The sequence below is a fragment of the Rhizobium sp. CSW-27 genome, assembly GCF_018760785.1.
GTDB lineage: Bacteria > Pseudomonadota > Alphaproteobacteria > Rhizobiales > Rhizobiaceae > Neorhizobium.
Map to the genome: position 1 here is coordinate 303,192 of NZ_JAHHZO010000006.1, position 20,674 is coordinate 323,865.

The following is a 20,674-nucleotide window of genomic DNA, read 5'->3' on the forward strand; positions in this document are numbered from 1 at the left end:
TCAACACTGCCCCGCCACGCGAATGGCAAGGCTGCGGAAGAACAGCGTGTTCTGGAACCGCCAGCCCGGCTGAGGCGCGGCAGAACATTCGTTCTGCAGCAGGGTCAACAGCGCCAGCGCATCGGCCTGTTTCGGGCTGACGGTGCGTTCGGCAAGGACCTGCGCCACATCAGCCCCCTCGCCGGCGGCCAGCGCCACGGCCCGCCAGGTGCGGCGGGAGAAATGCAGCGCACGCGCCGCAGACAGAAGCCGGGCGAGCCGTGCCGGTGCAAGATCAGGAGCGAGCGCCGCAAGCGTCGCCTCCGCATCCACCAGCGCCAGCGTCAGCGGGCGGTAATCGAGATCGGCCGGCGCATGGGAAAGCGCCACATCCGCATCGGAAACGCGCAGGCCATCGCGATAGGCCTCGTACATCTGGCCGACACCCTGCATGCCGAACAGGTCGCATTCGGCAGCGCGCAGCGCGCCCATGCTGGCCGCGCCGTAGACGGCGACACCCTGCGACAGGGCAAACAGGATTTCCTTGTGCCACACGGCCGCGCAATCGCCATAGAGCCCATCGATCAGGCCGATCGCCCGCGCGCCCTGCTGCACGGCCTGCAAAAGATCGCCGCAGGCGGCGGGACCGCGCCAGACAAGACCGGGAAAGGTCGAAGGATCCAGCCCATGCACGGAGGGGCCGGCGAAGATCACGGTGTGCGGGATTTGCGTCATCGTCTCAGGAACCCGTCGAGCGTGGACAGCGACATGCGGTTCAGCCCGCCATGGGCGGCAGACAGCCCATCGGCCAGCACGCGCACCACATGAATATCGGGATCGCCGGTTTCCAGCGCAAAGACATAGACATCCTCCACGCCATGGCGGAAGAGATGCGCGGCAAGCCGGTGCCAGAGCGGCCCCTCCCCCTCAAGGTCAAGCCGTTGAGGGCCGGCGCCGGAGGGTGTTGCGCTGACCGGCGGCGCCCGGCCGGCGAGATCGGGAAGATAGCGGTCCGGCGCCAGATCGTCGCGCGCGCCGCTGATATCGGTGAGGCGCGACTGGATGGCCTCGAGCAGCGCCGCCTCGGCGGCAGCCAGCGGATCGAGCCGGCAGGCCATGCCGGCGGCGTGGCGAAAGCCGGGGCCGCTCGCCGACATCACCGGCCGCTCCAGGCTTGCCAGAATGACGGGTACGCCGTTCGACGCCGTGACATCGAGAAAGCGCGCCGCAAGACCCGCCGCCGACAGCGTGGCGATCAGTCCGTCGAGCGATGGACGGTGGCCGGCGGCCGGCGCCCAGGGGCGCAGACCGAGTGAGCGCGTCTCGAACGTATCGATGAGGATGCAGGCATCGTGCTCCACCAGCTCCAGAAGGGCATGCAGCACCACGTGGTCATGATCGAAGCCGGCGGCGAGCCCCTGTGAACTCATCTGGAACGCCTTGCGGTCCCAGGGAAAATCGGCGCGGAAATCCATGCCGACCAGTTCGAAAGGGGCGAGAACCGGGCCGCCGTCGCGGGCGGAAAGCCCGCGCACCCAGGCCCGCTCGCGGCCGGCCTCGAAATGATCGGGATTGACGCGGGCGATCCTGTCGAGCGGCACCGTGCGTTCGCCGCGCGCCTGCAGGGCCGCCCAGCTGCCATGCGCGGCCACATGGCGCTGCGTCTCTTCTGCCACAGCGCCTTCGATGGCTTCCATCAGGGCGGAAAGCTGCGCCTGCCGCTCCGTCAGGCCCTTGCCCTGCGAAACGGAGAGGCCGCGCGAATTCGGCCGCACGGCAAACCAGACGGGCACGCCGATGATATCGAGCCCCGTGACATCGCCGATACGGGTGACCCCGAACCGGCGCAGCCGCGCCCGATCCCCCAGCAGCGCCGCCCCCTTGTCGGGAGCGACCTGCCCGCCCTCGCAACCGCCGGATGCGACGGCTGCGGCCTGCCCTGCCTGCTGCATGGATTACTGGATCGTGTTCGGCGCGTCGGACATGATGGCGTGATGCAGGCCACCCCGCGCAACAAGCCCTGCGGCAACAGTCTCCTGCCGGTCACCGGCAGGTGCATACACCTTCCGGTTCGTATCCCAGCCCTGCCCGACAATGTCACCGACGACAGCGATGTCCAAACCGGCCACCTCGCCCCCCAGCGCCGTCATCACATCATCCCGTGGGGTCTTGATGTGGCGATTGAAATCCCAACCGCCATCGACGCCCCCACCGACCATGGCGATATCGGCTTTGGCACCCTCCGGCTGCAGGGCGGTCATGACATTTTCCAGCGGGGTCTTGATGTGGCGGTTGAAGTCCCAGCCGTCATCGCCGACACCGCCCACCATGGCGATATCCGCCGGTTCCGCGCCGGGAGCCGCCTTGGTTGCACGACCGTTCTGAGGGCCGAGCGCCACCATCACATCATCCAGCGGCGTGGTAATGTCTCGATTGAAATCCCAGCCCTCGTCAGCCACGCCGCCAACCATGGCGATGTCGGCCTCCCGCACAGGCTCTCCTTGCGTCATGCGGGCTTCGAGAGCCTCCATCTCCGCCATGTCGACAAAACTGTCGGCCTCGCCATCGTTTTGCACCAGCATGGCCTTGGCCGCGGCCGCAACCCTGGCATAGCCATCGATGCCCGGATGCCCGGCCTCATAGGCGAGAATCGTCTCATGCGAAACGAGCGAGACGCGCAAAGGCTCGGTGCGCACGAACAACACGCCGGAGCCCCGCTTGCCGACGATGAAAAGCTGCGATTTCGACATGATGCTTCCCCTCTGGTTCGATCTCGGCGCCGGCGCTTGCAGCCTCGCCAGAATGCAACCATTGCTCAGGTTTTTCTGGTTGTACAGAGAGCTTTCGAAGTCAGACGAACAATTTTGCCGGATGTCGGCAAATGGCGCGTCCAGGAAGATCCACGGCCGCCATGGCGGCGACCGTGGTGTCGATTTTCACGCTATCAGACGGCGCTGTTCGGGCTGTCGGAGAGAATGGCATCGAACAGGTCACCACTTGCCGGCGCATCTGGCCCCAAAGCCGCGAGTGCGCCTTCAAGAGGTGAATTGACCATACGGTTTATCGTCCAACCCGAGTCGGTAACCTCTCCCAGGAAGGAGAAATCTACATCAGAAATGACCGCACCGCCTGCGACAAGGGCCTCAATTCCTGCTCTTTGCGCTTGATCGATGGCGCCCTCAGGCTGGCCGTCGCGGGAAGCAAGAAGCGCCTTGGCCGATGCGGCGACTTTTGCATAGCCGTCAACACCGGGATGCGCTTCTTCATACTTCAAGATGGTTTCATCAGAAACCATCGCGACGCGAAGCGGTGCAGTTCTAACGAACAGCACGCCCAAACCCCTTTTTCCAATTACGTACAGATGAGAAGTGCCCATAGTATCTCCTATTTTAGGCCTGCCAGTCGAAGCGCATGACAAAAACGTTCGTTCGCGTCGACATCTTGATCGGGAGACAACCCGCTAATTTGCTTGGCCGTCATGCCCGGATAGTTTTGTTGAAGCCGCTCGCCCGCGCTTTGGGCTTCCTCCAGATCTCCGCTCAAAGCGAGGCTCGCCGTTAATACACGCAAGGCGGGCTCGTCATTCTGCATGCGTCGACACAAACGGACCGACTCGGCATAATCCTCAAGCTTGAAGGCGATGCTGGCACCCGCCCACCAGTAAATATCCGGCGCAAGCGGATTGAGATCGATGGACTGCTGGAAGCGCAACCAAGCCGCACCCGACTGTCCGAAATGCGCCAGCGCATCGGCATGCTGCAGCAGCAGGTCCGCGGAATTTGGCGCAAGCGCCTCGGCTTCGAAAAACTTTTCGGCCGAGGTATCGAAATCGCGGCGATAGAGCGCCACCACCGCGCACATCCAGTGGCCGATGCCGGAGGCGGGGTCGAGATCGACGGCGGCTTCGGCCTCGGCCTTGGCGCGGTGCAGGAGATGCGGATCGCCGCCGCCCAGCATCAGCCATTCCAGCTGCAGCGTCTGCGCAATGCGGGCACGCGCCACCGCCATGCCGGAATCCAGATCCACCGCCTTGCGGAATTCGGAGCGCGCCCGCCGCAGGATCGGCAGATCGCATTTGCCGCCCAGCATGTGCTGGCCGGCCAGCAGATGACGATAGGCATCCGCCGCATGGCTGCGCACGAGATCGATCTGCAGACGCTCGATCTGTTCGGCAAGTGCTGCGGCAATCTGCTTCGACAGCAGGCGGAAGGCTGCATGCGCATTGCCCTCGTCCAGCCCCACTTCCACCGACCAGAGAATTTCCGCGGTCGCATCCTCCACCAGCGTCAGGGAGAGGCGCGCCTCGTCCAGCAGCAGCGACTGCACCCGGTAACTCGCCCGCAGCGACTGGTAGAGCGCGCCGGTCTCATCCGCGGCGGCGGCAAATGTGCTGTGCGGGGCAAGCACCGTGAACGTGCGATAGCGCACGAGGCTGTTGGCGACATCCTCGATGAAGGCGCGGGCAAGCACCGGCACCAGCCCGCCGACCGGCGCCACCGGCGGCAGAAAGGCAACGCGCGGCCGCGCCGTGCGCGCCGGCTCCGGCTGAACCTCCTGCGGCTCGGCCGGCGCGGCATAGCTTCTGAGGCGCCGCATCAGGGCAAGCGTCGCCGCCTCGGGCTGTTCGCCGTCCAGCTTCAACCGCTGCGTCAGCTTATCGAACATGCGCTCGGCCGCGGTCGCATCGCCCGCCCGCGCATAGGCGGAGATCACCATCCGGTAGGTCTCTTCCCGGTCGTCCTCCAGCCTGAGCGCGGTTTCGGCGAGAGCGGCGATATCGGCAATCGGCCGGGCGCCGAACCGGGTCATATCCTCCAGCAGGCGGGCGGTCGCGGCAAAGAAGAGGTCCTTCAGGCGGGCCCGCTCGGCCAGCAGCCAGAGATGAAACTGTTCCTGGTCGGCATCCACGCCCTGCAGCAATTCGCCGCCGATGCCGCGCAGCACCTTCAGCCGCAGCGCCACGTCATCGGCACCGACGACATCGAGAAAGGCAGAGAGATCCGAGCGGCGAGCCAGCGGACCGGCGGCAAGCCCGCCGGGCGTCGCCTCGATCAGTGCCTCGTGCCCCTCGGCAAAGGGCTGCAGGCGCGACAGCAATTGCCGCAGATTGCCGAGCGCCCGCTTCTGGTCCGCATCTTCCCACAGAAGCAGCGCCGCCGCCTGGCGGGTCAACACCCGGCCCGGCGCCAGAAGCAGGGCCGCCACCAGCACGAAACCCTTGGCGGGAAAGAAGCCCGCATGCTCCAGATGGCAACGCGGAACGCCCAGAAGACTGATCGTGAAGCCCTGCTCCTGCCCCGCCAATACGCTTCCCTACCCTGCCCCGTCGGTTGCGATGAAAATCAAGTACCTATCGGATTTGACGTCTGCGTGACGCCCTTTGTGCATGATTCTGGAACAATCTACAGCAAGGAAATCAACGCGCGCCCTAAATATTGCGTGACACTTCATGACAGCTCGCGTGAGTTTCAAACATTCCTACATGAGTTTCTCCTCACGCACGGAGCCTTACCAGCGCGCCGACGATGTGGGTTACGCGCTTTCAGAGCTTTTGTGGCACAATGGAAAGCCCTTTTATCCCGTCACCGCCCTGGCTGAAGCAAGGTTTGCTTGCGCAAGACTTGCGCAAGGCCAGTTCGACGAGACGGATGAGGACAATATTGACCTGATCCTGCAGATGCGACGGTCAACCGGCGGCTATTTCTTCGAAATCATCCTGCGCAATGACGAGGGCACGTCCTATGGCGGCTGGGCCTGGGGGCACGACATCGCCCTGACCGACGAAATCGCCAATGGATACCGCGTGCTGGCAACCCATGCCGCCGGCAATACCTTCCGCTTCGCCCGGGACGCAGCGACCGGCCGCTATGCCTGCCTGGACGACCTGCCGGTGGAAAAGGCCGGCCGCGGCTGACGCAGCCGGCAGCGCCCCTCAATGCCGATCCAGCAGATAGTGGACGATCTGCAGCGCGCCCTCCTGCGGATCGTGGCCGCTCGTCTCCACCCTGAGTTCGGGCGCAAGCGGCCGCTCATAAGGCGAATCAAGCCCGGTGAAGTTGCGCAGTTCCCCGGCCGCCGCCTTGCGATACAGCCCCTTCGGATCGCGCCTTGCGCATTCCTCGATGGGGGTATCGACGAAGATCTCGATGAATTCCCCTTCCTCCATCAGGTCGCGTGCCATGCGGCGCTCGGCGGCAAAGGGCGAAATGAAGGCAACGAGAACGATCAGGCCGGCATCGGCCATCAGCCGCGCCACTTCCGCCACCCGCCGGATGTTTTCCACCCGGTCCTCGGCCGTGAAGCCCAGATCGCGGTTCAGCCCGTGACGGACATTGTCGCCATCCAGCAGATAGGTGTGCATGCCCTGGGCATGCAGCATGGCTTCCACCCGATTGGCGAGCGTCGACTTGCCCGAGCCGGACAGGCCTGTAAACCACAGCACCGCCGGCTTCTGCCCCTTCACGGCGGAGCGCTCGCGCTTTGTCAGGCTGGTTGCCTGCCAATGGATATTGGCGGCGCGGCGCAACGGAAAATCGATGAGCCCCGCCCCCAGCGTGGTATTGGTGAAACGATCGAGCAGCACGAAATTGCCGGTGATCCGGTTTTCCCGATAGGGATCGAAGGCAATCGGCCGGATCAGCGAAAGGTTGCACACGCCGATGCGGTTCATGACGAGCGATTTTGCGGCATCATGGGCAAGCGTGTTGATGTTCAACTCGTAACGCAGCGCGGTGACGGTGGCCGGCACCAGATCGTTTTCCGTGCGCAGCAGATAGCTGCGGCCGGGGATCATCGGTTCCGCACCGAACCAGATGACGTGCGCCTGCAACTGATCCGCCAGCTGGGGGCGCGCATCCGGCGAGACCAGCATGCTGCCGCGCGAGGCATCCACCTCCTCGTCCAGCACCAACGAAACCGCCTGCCCTTCCCGCGCCTCGTCCAGCAAGGCATCCTTGGTCACGATCTGGCGAATTCTGGCGGCGCGACCGGACTGGGCAACGACCACCGCATCCCCCACCGCAACGCGACCCGCAGCGACCTGGCCGGCAAAACCGCGCACCCCATCCTCTCCCCGCAGCACCATCTGAACGGGAAAGCGGAAGGGCGCGTCGGATACGGCCGCCTCCAGCGGCACCGCCTCCAGATGGTCGAGAAGCGTGTCGCCCGCATACCAGGGCATGGCCGGAGACCGGACGACGAGATTGTCGCCGGAACGCGCGGCAACCGGTATGGCGTTCACCGAGCGGAAGCCGAGGCTTTCCACCGCCTGCCGGTAATCCTCGACGATCGCGGCAAAGCGCGCCTCGGCGAAATCAACAAGGTCCATCTTGTTGACGGCGAGGATGACGTGCGGCACGCCAAGCAGGGCGGCGATGAAGGTGTGGCGGCGGGTCTGGGTGACGCCCCCCTTGCGGGCATCGACCAGCACGATGGCGATATCGGCCGTGGAGGCGCCCGTCGCCATGTTGCGGGTATATTCCTCGTGGCCCGGTGCATCCGCCAGAATGAAGCGGCGATGCCGGCTGGCAAAGAAGCGGTAGGCGACATCGATGGTGATGCCCTGCTCGCGCTCCGCCTCCAGCCCGTCCAGCAGCAGCGAATAGTCGATCTCGTCTGCGCCGAAGCCGCGGCTCTCGCTCAGCGTTCGCAGGCCCGCCAGCTGATCCTCCGGCACAGAATGCGTTTCGGCCAGCAGCCGGCCGATCAGCGTCGACTTGCCGTCATCGACAGATCCGCATGCCAGGACACGCACCAGCGCCGTCTTCTCGGCACCCCTTGCCTCTTCGCCCTGCCCCGCCGCGTCGTGCCTGCTGCCTGTCATCAGAAATACCCTTCCCGCTTCTTCTTCTCCATGGAACTTGCCGCGTCGGCATCGATGAGCCGGCCACGTCGTTCTGAAAAGCGCGTGGACAGCACCTCCTCGACGACCGCCTCCAGCGTCACCGCATCCGATTCGACGGCAGCGGTGAGCGGATAGCAGCCGAGCGAGCGGAAGCGCACCATTCGGGGCCTTGCCTGGCGTCGCAGGTCCTCCGGCATGCGCTCGTCATCGGCCATGATCAGCAGACCGCCGCGCTCGACCACGGGCCGCATCGCCGCAAGATAAAGCGGCACCACCGGTATCTGCTCGCGCAGAATGTAAAGCCAGATGTCGCGTTCGGTCCAGTTCGAGAGGGGAAAGACGCGGATCGATTCGCCCTGGTTGACGCGCGTATTGTAGGTTTTCCACATTTCCGGGCGCTGGTTCTTCGGGTCCCATCCATGGTCACGGTTGCGGAAGGAGAAGATGCGTTCCTTCGACCGCGACATCTCCTCATCCCGCCGCGCACCGCCAAAGGCCGCATCGAAACCGTGCTGGTCAAGCGCCTGGCGCAGCCCCAGCGTCTTCCAGACGTGCGTGTGGCGATCGGAACCGTGTTCGAAGGGATTGATGCCCTCCCGCAGCCCATCCGGATTGACGTGAACGAGGAGATCAAACCCGTAATGCGACGCCGCCCAGTCACGAAAGGCGATCATCTCGCGAAATTTCCAGGTGGTATCCACATGCAGGAAGGGAAAGGGAGGCTTTCCGGGATAAAAGGCCTTGGCCGCCAGATGCGCCAGAACCGAGGAATCCTTGCCCACCGAATAGAGCATCACAGGCTTGCGACACGTGGCTGCCACCTCCCGAAAAATATGAATGGCTTCGGCCTCGAGCCGATCCAGATGCGACAGTGAAGACACGCAAGAAACCCCTTTCATCTCTCCGCCACAGAAGCAGACAGCCTTACAGCCTTTGCGCCCATCCCGCACGCCCCTTCAACCGCCGATGACGAAGGCAGCACACGCGAACCGGAATGACCGCCGGGTGCACATACACCGCCACCCTTGCCCGCCGCTTGCGCACACCGCCGCCACCACCCGCGCAAGGGCAGCAACCGAACCTCGACGCCGGCCGTTCCTGGACGTCAACCTTTGCGGGACTTGGCATTGAGCTTCGCGAATGTGCGGTTCGGTAACGGCCTGGCTACAGAGATTTCTGGCGGGCCCGGAGGGCCTGCCGAACTCCAGGAAAATCAGCAGCTTAACCCCGTGTGGGACGAAGAACCCATTTTATAAAAATCAATGGCTTAGTAAAGCCGCCGTCCCACTTTTTCCGGCTGTTTCCGTCCCTTCTTTCCCGGTCGTATTGCGGCCAGGGAGGCGCGCATGAGCGGGGCGCGGCCATTTCGCGACGTGAAGCTGCAATGGCTTCAGCAGTTGAGCTGCGACAAGGATTTGAGCGACAGCGCGCGATCCGTGGCGCTCTATATCATCACCACGCATTTGAACGGCCACACCGAAAAGGCGTGGCCGTCCTATCAAACGATTGCCGACGCGACCGGCAAGAGCGTCAAGACCATTCAGCGCGCCGTCCGTGAACTTGAGGTCAAAGGATGGTTCGAGGTCCAGCGCGGAAATGGCGTCGGGCACAACACGGAATATCGTCCCTCTGCGGCGTCGATTTTACGCGCATCGGATGCCCGCGAAAAGACGGACAAAGTTGTCACCCTTTACCCTGACAAAGGCGGTCAAAATCGTCCGGAAAGGCGGTCAGATGTGTCCGGCGAAGGGGGACAAATATGTCCACCAAACTTAGAGAAAGAAAAAATAAATAAACCTAACCCGCGCGAGAACGCCCCGCCGCGCGTCGAGACGCGGCGAGCCGTCCCGCTCGTTTTCGTCGCCGAGACCAAGGCGGATCAGGTCGAGCAATGGCGCGATTGGTTGCGACGTCACGGCTTTCCCTCGATCAACGCCTTGGGCCTTCGAACGGTAAAAACCGGCAAGCCGGGGTATGCCTTGCCGGGTTACTGGCCACCGGACGGGGCAAGCCCGAGTGCACTCGACTGGATCGCTTTCTTCAGCCACCGCCGCGACCACATTGCCGATGAGACCGCCCGACAAACCGACCTTCGGAGGGCGTCATGACCGCTGGTGATTTGCAGGGAGCAAGGCGACCCCTGTCATACGGCGAGCCTTCTGACAGGGAGCCTTGTGAGGGGAGGCAAGCCTCCCCTTCAAACCCCACCAAGAGCACGCGGCGATCGCCCAAAGGCGAACTCAATGCCGTCGTAGTTTTCCGCTGCACGGCATCGGAAAAGCAGGCGCTGACCGCACGCGCGGCGCGGGCCGGTCTGCCCTTCGCCACGCTGATGCGGGAAGCGCTTGGGCTCACCGAGGCGCGCCGCCGCCGTCCGGTTCCCAAGGTGGACCCGGAGCTGGTGCGCGCCGTCGCCCGGATCGGCGGCAACCTCAACCAGATCGCCCGATGGCTGAACACGGCCCAGGCACAGGGCCAGGTGTCCGCCATCGACGCAATCACGGTTGCCGCGCGCCTAATCGCCATCGAGCGGGCGCTATCGGAAACCCTTGAGCAGTTCACGGCCAGGGATGGCGCGCCGTGCTGATCAAGTTCTTCCGCAACGGCCAGGGCGGCGGATCGGGACCGGTTGACTACCTGATCGAGCGCGACGTCGTCGCTTACGACCAGAACCGCAACGCGATCCGTGATGAGCGCGGCGAGGTCACGCTGTTTGCCCGCGAGCCCCTGCCGGAAGTGTTGCGCGGGGACGCAGACCGCATGCGCGCGCTGATCGACGCCTGCCCGCACCAATGGACCTATCGTGCCGGCGTCATCGCCTTCACGGCGGAAGACGCGCCGAACCCTGCCCAGCAACGGCAGGTTATGGACGCCTTCGAGAACCTTGCCTTTGCCGGCCTCGAAGCCGACCAGCGCGATATGCTGTGGGTGCGCCACACCCATGAGGGTCGCGTCGAGCTGCATTTCGTGACGCCGCGCCTGGAGCTTGTGAGCGGACGCAGTCTCAACATCGCGCCGCCCGGCTACCAGAAGCACTACGACGCCTTGCGCGATGTTCTGAACAAGGAACACGGCTGGAGCGATCCGATGGCGCCGGAGCGCGCCCGCGAGACCGTCAGCCTCATCGAAAGCGTCAGGCGCGGCGATGCCCGCGAGCTGATCCATGACTGGATCGTCCAGCGCATCGAGACCGGCGAAATCCATGACCGTCCGAGCATGACCGAAGCCTTGACGGCGGCGGGGTTCGACCTGCCGCGCGCCGGCAAAAGCTACCTCACCGTGCGCGACCCCGAGACGGACGAGCGCTGGCGTTTGAAAGGAGACCTGTTCCGTGAAGACTGGACCCGAGAGAATACCCTTGAGCGAGCGCTTGAAAGATCGGCTGGCGAGCCCAGCCGCTGCGGAAGCCGGCTCGACGCCATCGCCCTCGACGAGCTTCGAGACCGATTGGAGCGAAGCCTTGAAGCGCGCGCAAGCTACAATCGAGACCGATATCCGCAGCTTCACGGACTCGAACCGCCAGCACTTGAACGAGACGTTGGCGATGACAGAGGCCGACGTGAACCGGCTTCGGTCGATGGTGCAGCCGTTCTTCCTGACCATGAGCGCGGTCGCGTTGCTGGTGATCCTGCTCAGCTTCACCGCGAGCTGGTTTTGGGCGGGGCTGATGATCGACCGCGCCCAGAGCGCCAGCCTCTGGCAGATGGGCTTGCAGGTCAACCAAACCAGCAGCGGCAAAGTCCTGACATGGGACGTCAACCGCCTTCAGCTGATCACCTGCCAGGCCGGCACCGACAAAACCCCATGCCTGAAGATCGTCCAGGGAGATTGACCGATGACCGAGACCGCCAAACCACCGACGCCCGAGAGTCTTTCGCCGCTGGAACGCGAATTGCTGGGTTACGTCGAGACGTTGATGAACACCTTGCAGAGCGGGACCGCGCAATTCGCGGCGCTGGAGAAACGCTCGACCGACATGATCGAAAATCGGCAAGCGGCTTTGGAAGGATCGCTGAAATCGCTCATCGCGTCACAGGCTACCTTCATGAACGCCTGGCTCGCCTCAAACAGTCATTCCAACGGCACGGCCTCGACCGAGCTGGCGGAAGCGTTCGCCCTTCTGGAGCAAGCGGAAGCGATGCTGGAGGCGGTCGCGCCGCCGACGTAACAGCCCGACCGCCTGCGCCAAGTCGCGGCCGTAACTGATCCTCATTTCCGTCCGGAGTTTCGATCCATGAATTTGATCATTCAGCCCTATCGCTATGCCCTTTCCATTGCCGTCGTTGCCGCTGGCTTCCTGCTGATGGAGACAGCGCCGCTGTTCTGGCCACCCATTTACCAAAACGCGGGCGCCGCGATCCTGGTCATGTTTTGCGGGTTTGCGCTGCTGACCTTGGCAGGAGACACCCAGGGCCGCATCCGCAGCGCGTCGGGCTTAGCTGTGGGGGCTGCCCTCCTTGCCGCGTCTGCTCTCGCCCTTACCGACCCAACCATTGCGGCCGGCGTTCTGCTCGACAGCTTCAAAGCTTGGCGAAATGCCGGCTATTCCGGAATCGAGAGCATCCGGGGGATGCTTTCGACATGGGACCGCTTCACAGAGGCGCAAAAGCTTGGAGTGCTAACCGGCCTCGCCATCGGTCTGCCTGTACCGCTGTTCCTCATTCTGCGAGCGATCATGATCGCCGCGCCGGCATCATCGAGCCGCATTTCCAAACAGGGCCCATGGCGTGCCCGGTGGATGAACCGAGGTGAATTGCGCCAGCTCCGGCACAACGATACCGGCTTGCCGCTCGGTCTCTCCGGCGGCGCAATGCTGCGCTACCGCCCCAACCCGAAGACCGGATGGCGCGCCGGCCATCATGTTGCCATCGCCGGAACCCGCGCCGGGAAAGGTGTGTCCGTTGTCATTCCCGCCATCATCGACCATGACGGGCCGGTCGCCGTCCTCGACATCAAGGGTGAAAACTTCGCCGTAACGCGCCGCTATCGGCTGTCGCTCGGCCGTCAGGTCGTGGTTCTCAATCCCTTCGGTGTCATCGAGCCGACGAAGGATAGTTTCAACCCACTCGACTACATCCGGCCGGCGCATCTGGCCCGTGACATCGAAGTCATTGCCGAGGGGCTTGTTCGACCGGAAGGCGGAAACGGCGCGCACTTTGCCGAAATGGCGAAATCCATGATTGCCGCCGTGATCGAGGTCGTCATGACCAGGCGCACGGAAGCCGATCGCAACCTGATCACCGTCATGGACCTGCTGTTTTCCGCAGGCTTTGAAAAGACACTGACGGAATGGGCCGGTGCGCCGGAGACATTCGGCACCCGTCCGGCCGCAGCCGCCGCCACCTTCCTCGCAGCCGGCGAGAACGAGCGCGGCGCGATCAAGACGACCATCAAGAAGGCCTTCGATTGGGCACGTTCCGACGAACTGCGTAGTTTCCTCAGCACCTCCACATGCTCACTCGAAAACCTGTTCGACGGTCGCGCCGATCTCTTCATGGTCGTGCCGCTCGATCAGGTGGACGCCCAGGCGGTCTTTCTCCGGCTGCTGACGAACATCATTCTCGGCATGGCCGTGCGCCTTGAAGGCGCGAAGATGCCGAAAAGGAACGTGCTCCTGGTCCTGGACGAGTTTGTGCGCCTCGGCCGCATGGAAAAGCTGATCAACATCGCCAACGTCGCCGCCGGCTGCGGCATCGAGGCGCTGTTCATCACCCAAGACAAGGGCCAAATCGAAAGCGTCTATGGCAAGGGCGACACCGCCAGCATTCTCGGCTCCTGCGTCACCACCCGCATTTTCGGTCTCGGCCGCGCCGAGTTCGAGACAGCCAATTGGGCCGCGAACGCTCTTGGTGATCAAACGGTGCTGACCCGCACCAAACAGTCAGCCGCCAAGTTCGGGGAGACCCGCAAGACTTCCACCGCTGAGCAACGGCAGAAGCTGATGACCGCTGATCAGATCCTCGAAATGAAGACCGGCAAGATGCTGCTGCTGGCGGGGTCGAAGCCGCCCTCACTTATTGACGCGATCGTCTCGCATCGTCATCCGGCATATCGGGGGAAGCTGGATCAGAATCCGATGGTGTAATCCGTACCACGGACTGTTCAATCTTGTGGCAGTGATTCTAAAATTACGTTGACTAACGGCCAGCCGAGCAAATCCGAGCTATGAATGCAGGTTGCAATCTAGCTCCAAATCTGTTTGAGATTGTAAAATGTCATAAAATCAGAGATTTGAGCTATCAGATGCCTAAACTTTTTATCGAAGCAGCAAATAACGATAATTTCATCAAGCAACGCTACAACGATACTATTACAAATTTAGGCAATAATTCACGTCTCGCAGACTTCAATGTAAATGTCAGAACTTCGGCAAGATTATCAGTAAATATGCGGCCGCATGTTGTTTTATCTTTGCTATACAATGGATTTTATGAAAACATCTATCAGCAAGCGAAGAGAATATCAAGTATCAGCAACAGGACGATTGACCAAGAGCTTCAGAGATTGCTTGGTTCGTACTATAAAAAGAGAGTTTCTCTCGATTCTGTTATGGAGATACCGGAGAATTCTTATTATGCGGCGTTGAATTTTGGTGGCCTTGGCGCCCCAAGATACGGCAGCATTTGCATTATATTGGGTGGGCTGGCCATTAATAGAAATGACGCAGTATTTATTGCGAAGGACAGCCTCAATAATTTTGTTGATGATGATGGCAATGTAAACATTTCAGAGCTAGTGTCGAACGCTTGCTCATCATTTGCTTTACCTGAACTTTGTTGCATTAAGCATCTAGATGACCCTTTGTTGGATGATCCGATCTCATGGCCCGGAATGGCGTGCAATGACAATGTCTACGTCGAGGCTGTCGTTAACCAAGACATGACATCGGCTTTGGTTTCAGAAATCAGGATCGAGAAAAACGAATATGACGCCTTGATGGAGCTGGCTCTCGGGGGCATGTACGGTAAATCGAAAGGGAATGCCGAGCGCGCGCTAGCCCAAGACTTCTTAAACATTGTCGTTAAGGCTCGTGAGTGCAGGATCCCGATCAGCGCATTGGAGATCATGCCGTGATTAAGTTTCTGTTCGTATCGCAAGTAGACGGTTGGGCCATTATTGAAGAGGGCGGGCAGGCATACCTTTTTCACCCGCCTTATCGCGCTGGCCAGCGAAAGCCAATCGACGGCTCAGCAGTGAATGCAATTGTTGGAGCCGGCGGGTTTGCGGAGTCGGATCTGACCTTTGCCGATTACAAAGCCGCAATTGATTACCTAGATGATTTAGTAGGGCGCTATAGGGCCGAATTTCTACCTATCGAGTCCGCTAAAGCGTTAGCATCCAAAGCTCTAAAGATTGCGAGCGCTGATCACATTATCAGATTGCTTTCCGGAATTGAGTATGAGTTAAGCTGCTCCAGCGATTATGATCGCCTAGAAGAGGCAATATTGGAAATTCTTGATGCCGATATCGCGCGGGCCACACCGGAAATCATGGATCAGGGATTAACGTTACTTCGTAAGGCTGCATCTATGCGCGAAGAAAAAAATAACATCATGACTCAATCGGTCGATGTTGGGGCTATATTTCCTTATTGTAAGAAGAAATACGGAGCCGAAGCGTTGGTTGTAATAGGCGAACTTTTTAGTGGGCGCCGCAGTATGTTCTCTCTCTAGGAAAGTGTTGTGGAAACCATCACATTCTACTCTTATAAGGGTGGCGTTGGTCGTACATTGGTACTGGCGAACGTTGCTCATTACTTGGCTTTGCTAGGTAAAAAAGTCGTTGTAATCGATTTCGATCTTGAAGCACCAGGACTTCATTACAAGCTGTTCCCGCGCGCCACAGACCGAAGCTTAATTCGAAAGGGTTTGGTTGATTATCTAGCTGATACTATTGCCCTCAAAGGGAACTCTGAAAGTATATCGAATTATCTAGTTAACGTTCCTCTAATGAAGGGTGCGCAAGGAAGTATTTCGATGATGGCTGCCGGTATCGCGCCAGAACGGGAGTATTGGAGAACACTTTCTGCCATCGACTGGCAAGATTTTCTTTACAATTCTCCGGCCAGTGGTGCCTTAGCTTTCCTCGAGCTCAAGGAAAAAATAAACCAAGAATGCGAACCTGATTTTCTACTGATTGATGCGAGGACCGGGATCACTGAGATTGGTGGAGTTGCCACCACCTTGCTTGCGGATAAGGTTGTCTGCTTAGTAACCCCCATGCAGGAAAACCTTGAGGGCGCTCGCCTTGTGCTGCGATCGCTGCGTCAATCTCCGCGGCCACCAGGAATGTCAGCTCCCGAAATTTTCCCAGTGATATCTCGGCTGCCGTCTGGCCTTCAAAACGAGACTGAGATTGTCGGCAGGGTGTTAAAATTCCTTAATGAGGAAGCAGATGATCTTTCGGACACAATGAGCTTTAGCGATATTGTGGTTCTTCACAACGATCTTGATATATTGCAGGGCGAGAAAATTCTTGTCGGCAGCAGCACATCAGTCGAAAAATCACAGCTTCTGCAAGATTATTTCTTACTATTTGCCAAGTTGAGTTCGGAAACGATTAGGCAAAGTGTCACGCCTATAATTATGAATGCTATAAATCGACTTATGGACTTTCCCGATGAATCGCAAAAGGAAATCGAAAATATAGCTTATTCTTTCAACAGCCCGTTGGCATTTCGTGAGCTTTTAAAGCTTTACCGCCTGAGAAATATCAGTGGGGACGAGATTCTGCAAGCAGCGGCACGGTTGTGGTCGTTTAAAGAAGATGAGGATTACTCTCTAATTGAGGAGGTCATAAATTCCAATTTTAAGGAAATATACGCATATACAAGCAAATCTCGAAATTATACTCTAGACTTCATATACGAAGTTTGGTCTTTGAGTAAAAATCCCAGCGTCAAAGTTGCAATAGATCTGGCAGAAAGTTTCGATAATTTTTCTCGGAACGATAAGGCTGCTGAGGTTTTGCGAAAAGCTTTCGAACGCGACCCCTCGGACGAGAACATTTTTTCTTCTCTGATCGTTCAACTTGTCAGGAACTCTGCGTACAAAGAGGCGAGGGCCCTAATCTCTCAGAATCAAGAGCTGGTCATTGCTAGTGACAGGCTGTTGGCGGCTTGGGCTTCAGTGGAAGTTGCCGATGCTGAAGTGGCAGTTCCGGAGGTGCTTGTGACGCCCCCGTCGCTTGACCGGTTGGCTCAAGTTGGAAAACGAGAAGTGGTTCTCAGTCTTCTGATTAAAGCAGGGCGGATTGATGACGCTTTGAAACGTGCTGCTGACTACATAAAGTTGGCGCTAATTGAGGGCGACGCAGAACTTATCTTTACGGCCGGCAGGTTAATGCATCTTTATGAGCGCTCGAAAGACCTTTCCGCTGAAATCCAAAGCTTTTATGACACGAGCATTTATAGGCGTATAATGTCTGCAATTACTGACGACGAAATTCATTCGATGCCCGAAAACTACGAACTCGAAACTTCTCGTCGATCGTCGAGGCGATTCAGATGATAAGCTTTGGAGCGCAAATGGCATTCTTGCCACAATGCTGAATGAGAAAATGTAATGCAGGTTCTGAATGTAAAGTCGTTCTATGCTTTTTGTTTTTTTGGAACAAATCCAGTTGTGAACCCAAAAATTTTGGCGATCTTCTCCAACGTTTCGAGCGTTGGATTTGCTGTGCCGCCTTCGATCTCCACAATCTGGCGCCTAGTGAGAGACAGCATGTTGGCGAACTCGGCCTGCGTCATACCGAACCCTTTACGGATCTCTGCCACAGCACCTGGCAGCCTCAGGTCCCCAGTTCGAGCACGTTCCGCCAGTGTTTGCCGGTTTTCCAGAATTTCCTCTTTCGTCGGTTTCTTCCATCGAGCCATCTAGCGGTCTCCTTCCTCATCATTGACACGCGACCAGAACGCTGTCCGCTATCGCGACACAGCGCCCCATTGCATGATCCAGAATATCCGCAGACGCTCCTATTTCTTTCGTCATGGCCGGAGCCTGGCGTAGGTGTTCGGCAAACATGGCAAGCGTAGCTGCGAGCGCACTGTGCTCAGCAGGATCAGGCATCAGTTCGGCGCAAATCCGCGTCCAATCGGGAAGATGATCGCGACCGCCGTCACGCATCATGGCCCAGCGGGTGGAGCGAACGATCCCCTCCTTGGCGAGCCGCATTGGCGCGAAATCGAAGAGCGGAGACAGGCGGATAGTGCCGTCCTGGTATTTGCTCAATGCGGAATTTCGGCCATGATTGTCGGGATTGCCGAGCGCCAGATTGGCGATGTCGCGCTTCAGGTATTCAACAATGTCCGCGAAGGGATCGGCCGAATATCGGCGTAGAACGTCGATATAGGCCTCATGCGTGCCGACATGGCCGAAATCGGCTACGCCGATCGCGGACACCAGGCTTTCCTGCCCCAGTCGGACGGTTCCGCCGCCTTCTCTCTTCTTCCGGTCGAAACGGGGAATGAGAAGGACGCCTTCGGCATAGGTTGATGGTTCGCTGACATTCAGACCGATCTCTTGAGCGATCCGCGAATAGAGGGCTTCACCTTCGAGGATCAGTCGGTCTACAGGTTCGTTGCTGCGTACCAGCTTGATGATAACGTGGCGCACGGCCTCATCATCGCTCACGAAGCTGTCGGGATAATAGAGCCCGTCAGTCGCCTGGGTCATTGAGACCTTTGGCCACTCGCCCTGCAGGCCGCTTGAGCCTGAAGCGAGCATTCCAAAACGGTCGGCGACTTCCATGAAGCGGTCTGATCGTTCAAGGATTTCCGCCTCTGTAACCCCTTGGCGCTCAACGCCGTGCAGGCGTTCCGCTTCGGCGTCCGCCGCCTCTTTGATGCGGATATTGCCGATGCCGCCAGTCGCCGATCGGAGAAGCAGTGGCAGATCGGAAGCCCGCGAGCCTTCAGCAATGCCGAGATGCTCGGCAAGCTTTCGCCGTGCATGCCCCTGGGGCATAAGATCCAAGAGGAAGGGCGGCCAGCTGCGGCTATATCGATTTTCGAGATCGACAGGGTAACGGACGGATAAGGCGCGATGGTCCCGGACCGTTTTTCCGGCAGAAAACTCCGCCGATGCTACGGTGACGAAATAGTCGAGATCGTAATCTACGATCGACGCGCCCTGGAAGCCGGCCGCCTCGTCCTTGAGTTCCAGTGTCGCGGCGTAATGCCACTCACCATCAAAATATGTTTGTAGCGTCAGGCGCATTAGATGACCCTTTCAATGGTTCAAATAATGCATTTCCCGAAATTATTCAACCCATCAAAGTGGGTTGAATAATTGCCGTCAGAACTGCCAGCTACCGAAACGGTCATTAAAGCTTCTGATACGGCTGACCATCTTCCGGCCACGCAGCGCATTGCCGCACGCGAACAGAATGAGCAACAGGCTCAGCACTGGTGTCATCCAAGCTTCGGAGCCGCTGTTTGCGTCAAACAAGATGAGCGAAACGGCTCCCATTGCAGCGAAGAAGACCATTCCGAAATCGTATTGCTTTGAAAGGCTCTTGAGCCGGGCCGAATGCCGTGCATAGCGTAATTGCCTTGCCAGCCGTCGCTTTTCGGATGCAAGTTGATCGCATTGACGACCAAGGGCGTAGGCGCCCTGCATTATCTGCTCTTCGAAGCTCGATTTACTCATATCGCTGACCTCAAATATTTTTCTGCGATTTCCTCTGTGAATTCGCCGTGCTGTTCGGCGTAGTCGATCAGGAACCGGATGAGCTTCAAGCGCTTATCCGGTTCCACCTGACAGTTTTCCCTTGCGATGAAAGCGTTAACCGCCCCCGTCACCTGGTGATACAAGTCGACCTTGTCCCTATTGTAGGGGCTTCCTTCTCCCGTAAGCATCCAGGCGGGATTCACATTGAATTTTAAATGCAAAAGGCGGAGAAGCTTCGCGGGCATCTCGCGATTTCCGCGCTCGTAAGTGTTGTAAGCGCTTTGCGAGACCTCAAGCGCTTCGGCAAAGGGCACTTGCTTCAGCCCGGAATCCTTTCGAATTTTCCCAAGCCTTTGCCCCATTGCCTCCATAAATCCGTCTTGCATCAAAATATCTCGAATGCGATAAAACTGTTGCGGCTAGTGCGATTATATGATTCGTTCTGTCTTGTGTCGAATTATCTCTATGGAGTTGGGCAGTTATGCATTCTCAGCTTTTATCACCCAAACAACTCGCAGATCGTTCCGGATGGCCGGTTGCTCGCATCCGGAACCTGATCGCCAAGCAGGAAATCCGTCATGTCCGGATCGGCGGAAGCCTGTTTCTGCCGGAAACCGCCGTGGATGAGTATCTTGCGGCGAATATGGTCGAGCCCAAGCAGAAGGCTTTGGCGCTTGCTGGCAGCGCCTCCAGAGCATGAGGAACGGCACATGAAGCAGCAAGCTGAAGCGTTGGCCCCGCGCCCCATTTACAAGGTCGCAGTCAGCCGCGTCCGTGCGGCGGAACTTCTCGACGTCTCGACGGGCACTTTTGATGATTGGGTACGTCGTGGGCTGATGCCGAGAGGTGTGAAGATCGGCGCCTTGCGCCGCTGGGATGCCGAGGAAATCCGCGCGTCCTGGTACGACATGAAGGAACAGGGACTGAGCGGAGACGAAGACGATGGCGAAAACCCGTTTGATTACGCGGTCGGGTAGCCAGCGCGTCCCCTTTAAATATTGTTCGCGGGATATCGATCGGCACGGCAACGAGCGTTTTTATCTCCGCCTGCCAGGTGGACGCCTCGATTTACCCCGATTTTCTCCGTTGACGGTCCAGTCTGAGCCTACCGCCGCTTTCGGCGGTGATCTTTGAACTGTTTTGATAGCGGCATTCCCGCCCCTTGCGGGGCGGCTGTCATCAT

22 protein-coding genes are annotated in these 20,674 nt (G+C 59.4%); 11 read left to right on the top strand and 11 right to left on the bottom strand.

From position 1 onward, the window contains the following. The 5 genes from KLP42_RS14405 to KLP42_RS14425 form a co-directional block, all read right to left on the bottom strand. Positions 1-714 carry a TfuA-like protein gene (locus KLP42_RS14405; protein WP_215567430.1) on the bottom strand — a complete coding sequence of 238 codons (714 nt, stop codon included), beginning with the start codon at positions 712-714 and terminating at the stop codon, positions 1-3. Continuing rightward, on the bottom strand, positions 711-1,931 hold the full coding sequence (locus tag KLP42_RS14410) for a YcaO-like family protein (RefSeq protein WP_215567431.1): 1,221 nt from the start codon (positions 1,929-1,931) through the stop codon (positions 711-713). Before KLP42_RS14410 ends, KLP42_RS14405 begins: the two co-directional genes overlap by 4 nt. 3 nt (positions 1,932-1,934) lie before the next feature. Further along, complete coding sequence (locus KLP42_RS14415; RefSeq protein ID WP_215567432.1) at positions 1,935-2,729, bottom strand: hypothetical protein; 795 nt, start codon at positions 2,727-2,729, stop codon at positions 1,935-1,937. Positions 2,730-2,923: 194 nt separating this feature from the next. After that, positions 2,924-3,355: a hypothetical protein gene (locus tag KLP42_RS14420; RefSeq protein ID WP_143127691.1), complete on the bottom strand. Its 432-nt coding sequence runs from the start codon at positions 3,353-3,355 to the stop codon at positions 2,924-2,926. An 8-nt stretch (positions 3,356-3,363) separates the two neighbouring features. Further along, on the bottom strand, positions 3,364-5,283 hold the full coding sequence (locus KLP42_RS14425; RefSeq protein ID WP_215567433.1) for a BTAD domain-containing putative transcriptional regulator: 1,920 nt from the start codon (positions 5,281-5,283) through the stop codon (positions 3,364-3,366). A 157-nt stretch (positions 5,284-5,440) separates the two neighbouring features. Between KLP42_RS14425 and KLP42_RS14430 the strand changes: the two genes are divergently transcribed. Further along, positions 5,441-5,893, top strand: a complete 453-nt coding sequence (locus KLP42_RS14430) for a hypothetical protein (protein WP_215567434.1) — start codon at positions 5,441-5,443, stop codon at positions 5,891-5,893. An 18-nt stretch (positions 5,894-5,911) separates the two neighbouring features. On the opposite strand, the gene cysC is transcribed toward KLP42_RS14430, so the two are convergent. Both cysC and cysD read right to left on the bottom strand, forming a co-directional pair. Beyond that, positions 5,912-7,801 carry an adenylyl-sulfate kinase gene (gene cysC, locus KLP42_RS14435; protein WP_215567435.1) on the bottom strand — a complete coding sequence of 630 codons (1,890 nt, stop codon included), beginning with the start codon at positions 7,799-7,801 and terminating at the stop codon, positions 5,912-5,914. Further along, positions 7,801-8,703, bottom strand: coding sequence for a sulfate adenylyltransferase subunit CysD (gene cysD / locus KLP42_RS14440; protein ID WP_502941303.1), 903 nt, complete (start codon positions 8,701-8,703; stop codon positions 7,801-7,803). Before cysD ends, cysC begins: the two co-directional genes overlap by 1 nt. A 465-nt stretch (positions 8,704-9,168) precedes the next feature. Between cysD and KLP42_RS14445 the strand changes: the two genes are divergently transcribed. The 8 genes from KLP42_RS14445 (at position 9,169) to KLP42_RS14475 (ending at position 17,331) form a co-directional block, all read left to right on the top strand. Further along, on the top strand, positions 9,169-9,930 hold the full coding sequence (locus KLP42_RS14445) for a helix-turn-helix domain-containing protein (protein WP_215567437.1): 762 nt from the start codon (positions 9,169-9,171) through the stop codon (positions 9,928-9,930). Beyond that, a complete protein-coding gene (locus KLP42_RS27400) occupies positions 9,927-10,409 on the top strand; it encodes a MobC family plasmid mobilization relaxosome protein (protein WP_215567438.1) in 483 nt (160 codons plus the stop codon). Before KLP42_RS14445 ends, KLP42_RS27400 begins: the two co-directional genes overlap by 4 nt. Before the next feature lie 771 nt (positions 10,410-11,180). Continuing rightward, the gene (locus KLP42_RS26935; RefSeq protein ID WP_252193004.1) at positions 11,181-11,654 is read left to right on the top strand and encodes a hypothetical protein; all 474 of its coding nucleotides are present in this window, start codon (positions 11,181-11,183) and stop codon (positions 11,652-11,654) included. A gap of 3 nt (positions 11,655-11,657) precedes the next feature. After that, positions 11,658-11,990 carry a hypothetical protein gene (locus KLP42_RS26940; protein WP_252193005.1) on the top strand — a complete coding sequence of 111 codons (333 nt, stop codon included), beginning with the start codon at positions 11,658-11,660 and terminating at the stop codon, positions 11,988-11,990. Between the two features lie 66 nt (positions 11,991-12,056). Next, positions 12,057-13,907, top strand: a complete 1,851-nt coding sequence (locus KLP42_RS14460; protein ID WP_215567440.1) for a type IV secretory system conjugative DNA transfer family protein — start codon at positions 12,057-12,059, stop codon at positions 13,905-13,907. Between the two features lie 158 nt (positions 13,908-14,065). Continuing rightward, complete coding sequence (locus tag KLP42_RS14465; protein ID WP_215567441.1) at positions 14,066-14,896, top strand: hypothetical protein; 831 nt, start codon at positions 14,066-14,068, stop codon at positions 14,894-14,896. Further along, positions 14,893-15,495, top strand: coding sequence for a hypothetical protein (locus KLP42_RS14470; RefSeq protein WP_215567442.1), 603 nt, complete (start codon positions 14,893-14,895; stop codon positions 15,493-15,495). Before KLP42_RS14465 ends, KLP42_RS14470 begins: the two co-directional genes overlap by 4 nt. A gap of 9 nt (positions 15,496-15,504) precedes the next feature. Continuing rightward, positions 15,505-17,331 carry a tyrosine-protein kinase family protein gene (locus tag KLP42_RS14475; protein WP_215567443.1) on the top strand — a complete coding sequence of 609 codons (1,827 nt, stop codon included), beginning with the start codon at positions 15,505-15,507 and terminating at the stop codon, positions 17,329-17,331. 80 nt (positions 17,332-17,411) lie between these two features. On the opposite strand, the gene KLP42_RS14480 is transcribed toward KLP42_RS14475, so the two are convergent. The 4 genes from KLP42_RS14480 to KLP42_RS14495 all read right to left on the bottom strand — a co-directional run bounded on the left by KLP42_RS14480 (position 17,412) and on the right by KLP42_RS14495 (position 19,877). Beyond that, positions 17,412-17,696 (bottom strand): helix-turn-helix transcriptional regulator, encoded by a 285-nt coding sequence (locus tag KLP42_RS14480; RefSeq protein WP_215567444.1) that lies wholly within the window; start codon positions 17,694-17,696, stop codon positions 17,412-17,414. Positions 17,697-17,715: 19 nt separating this feature from the next. Continuing rightward, a complete protein-coding gene (locus KLP42_RS14485) occupies positions 17,716-19,038 on the bottom strand; it encodes a type II toxin-antitoxin system HipA family toxin (protein WP_215567445.1) in 1,323 nt (440 codons plus the stop codon). Between the two features lie 78 nt (positions 19,039-19,116). Next, a complete protein-coding gene (locus KLP42_RS14490; RefSeq protein ID WP_215567446.1) occupies positions 19,117-19,470 on the bottom strand; it encodes a hypothetical protein in 354 nt (117 codons plus the stop codon). Further along, on the bottom strand, positions 19,467-19,877 hold the full coding sequence (locus KLP42_RS14495; protein ID WP_036585387.1) for a helix-turn-helix domain-containing protein: 411 nt from the start codon (positions 19,875-19,877) through the stop codon (positions 19,467-19,469). Before KLP42_RS14495 ends, KLP42_RS14490 begins: the two co-directional genes overlap by 4 nt. A 95-nt stretch (positions 19,878-19,972) precedes the next feature. Here KLP42_RS14495 and KLP42_RS14500 point away from each other — a divergent pair, with 95 nt between their 5' ends. Together KLP42_RS14500 and KLP42_RS14505 are read left to right on the top strand one after the other, a co-directional pair. Beyond that, the gene (locus KLP42_RS14500) at positions 19,973-20,191 is read left to right on the top strand and encodes a helix-turn-helix domain-containing protein (RefSeq protein ID WP_215567447.1); all 219 of its coding nucleotides are present in this window, start codon (positions 19,973-19,975) and stop codon (positions 20,189-20,191) included. Positions 20,192-20,201: 10 nt separating this feature from the next. After that, positions 20,202-20,468, top strand: coding sequence for a helix-turn-helix transcriptional regulator (locus tag KLP42_RS14505; protein ID WP_215567448.1), 267 nt, complete (start codon positions 20,202-20,204; stop codon positions 20,466-20,468). Positions 20,469-20,674 lie beyond the last annotated feature (206 nt).

Excerpts from the sequence above, each read along its gene's own strand:
- KLP42_RS14405 (WP_215567430.1), bottom strand. The coding sequence starts at position 714 with ATGACGCAAATCCCGCACACCGTGATCTTCGCCGGCCCCTCCGTGCAT.
- KLP42_RS14410 (WP_215567431.1), bottom strand. The coding sequence starts at position 1,931 with ATGCAGCAGGCAGGGCAGGCCGCAGCCGTCGCATCCGGCGGTTGCGAG.
- KLP42_RS14415 (WP_215567432.1), bottom strand. The coding sequence starts at position 2,729 with ATGTCGAAATCGCAGCTTTTCATCGTCGGCAAGCGGGGCTCCGGCGTG.
- KLP42_RS14420 (WP_143127691.1), bottom strand. The coding sequence starts at position 3,355 with ATGGGCACTTCTCATCTGTACGTAATTGGAAAAAGGGGTTTGGGCGTG.
- cysC (WP_215567435.1), bottom strand. The coding sequence starts at position 7,801 with ATGACAGGCAGCAGGCACGACGCGGCGGGGCAGGGCGAAGAGGCAAGG.
- KLP42_RS14445 (WP_215567437.1), top strand. The coding sequence starts at position 9,169 with ATGAGCGGGGCGCGGCCATTTCGCGACGTGAAGCTGCAATGGCTTCAG.
- KLP42_RS27400 (WP_215567438.1), top strand. The coding sequence starts at position 9,927 with ATGACCGCTGGTGATTTGCAGGGAGCAAGGCGACCCCTGTCATACGGC.
- KLP42_RS26940 (WP_252193005.1), top strand. The coding sequence starts at position 11,658 with ATGACCGAGACCGCCAAACCACCGACGCCCGAGAGTCTTTCGCCGCTG.
- KLP42_RS14460 (WP_215567440.1), top strand. The coding sequence starts at position 12,057 with ATGAATTTGATCATTCAGCCCTATCGCTATGCCCTTTCCATTGCCGTC.
- KLP42_RS14465 (WP_215567441.1), top strand. The coding sequence starts at position 14,066 with ATGCCTAAACTTTTTATCGAAGCAGCAAATAACGATAATTTCATCAAG.
- KLP42_RS14480 (WP_215567444.1), bottom strand. The coding sequence starts at position 17,696 with ATGGCTCGATGGAAGAAACCGACGAAAGAGGAAATTCTGGAAAACCGG.
- KLP42_RS14485 (WP_215567445.1), bottom strand. The coding sequence starts at position 19,038 with ATGCGCCTGACGCTACAAACATATTTTGATGGTGAGTGGCATTACGCC.
- KLP42_RS14490 (WP_215567446.1), bottom strand. The coding sequence starts at position 19,470 with ATGAGTAAATCGAGCTTCGAAGAGCAGATAATGCAGGGCGCCTACGCC.
- KLP42_RS14495 (WP_036585387.1), bottom strand. The coding sequence starts at position 19,877 with ATGCAAGACGGATTTATGGAGGCAATGGGGCAAAGGCTTGGGAAAATT.
- KLP42_RS14500 (WP_215567447.1), top strand. The coding sequence starts at position 19,973 with ATGCATTCTCAGCTTTTATCACCCAAACAACTCGCAGATCGTTCCGGA.
- KLP42_RS14505 (WP_215567448.1), top strand. The coding sequence starts at position 20,202 with ATGAAGCAGCAAGCTGAAGCGTTGGCCCCGCGCCCCATTTACAAGGTC.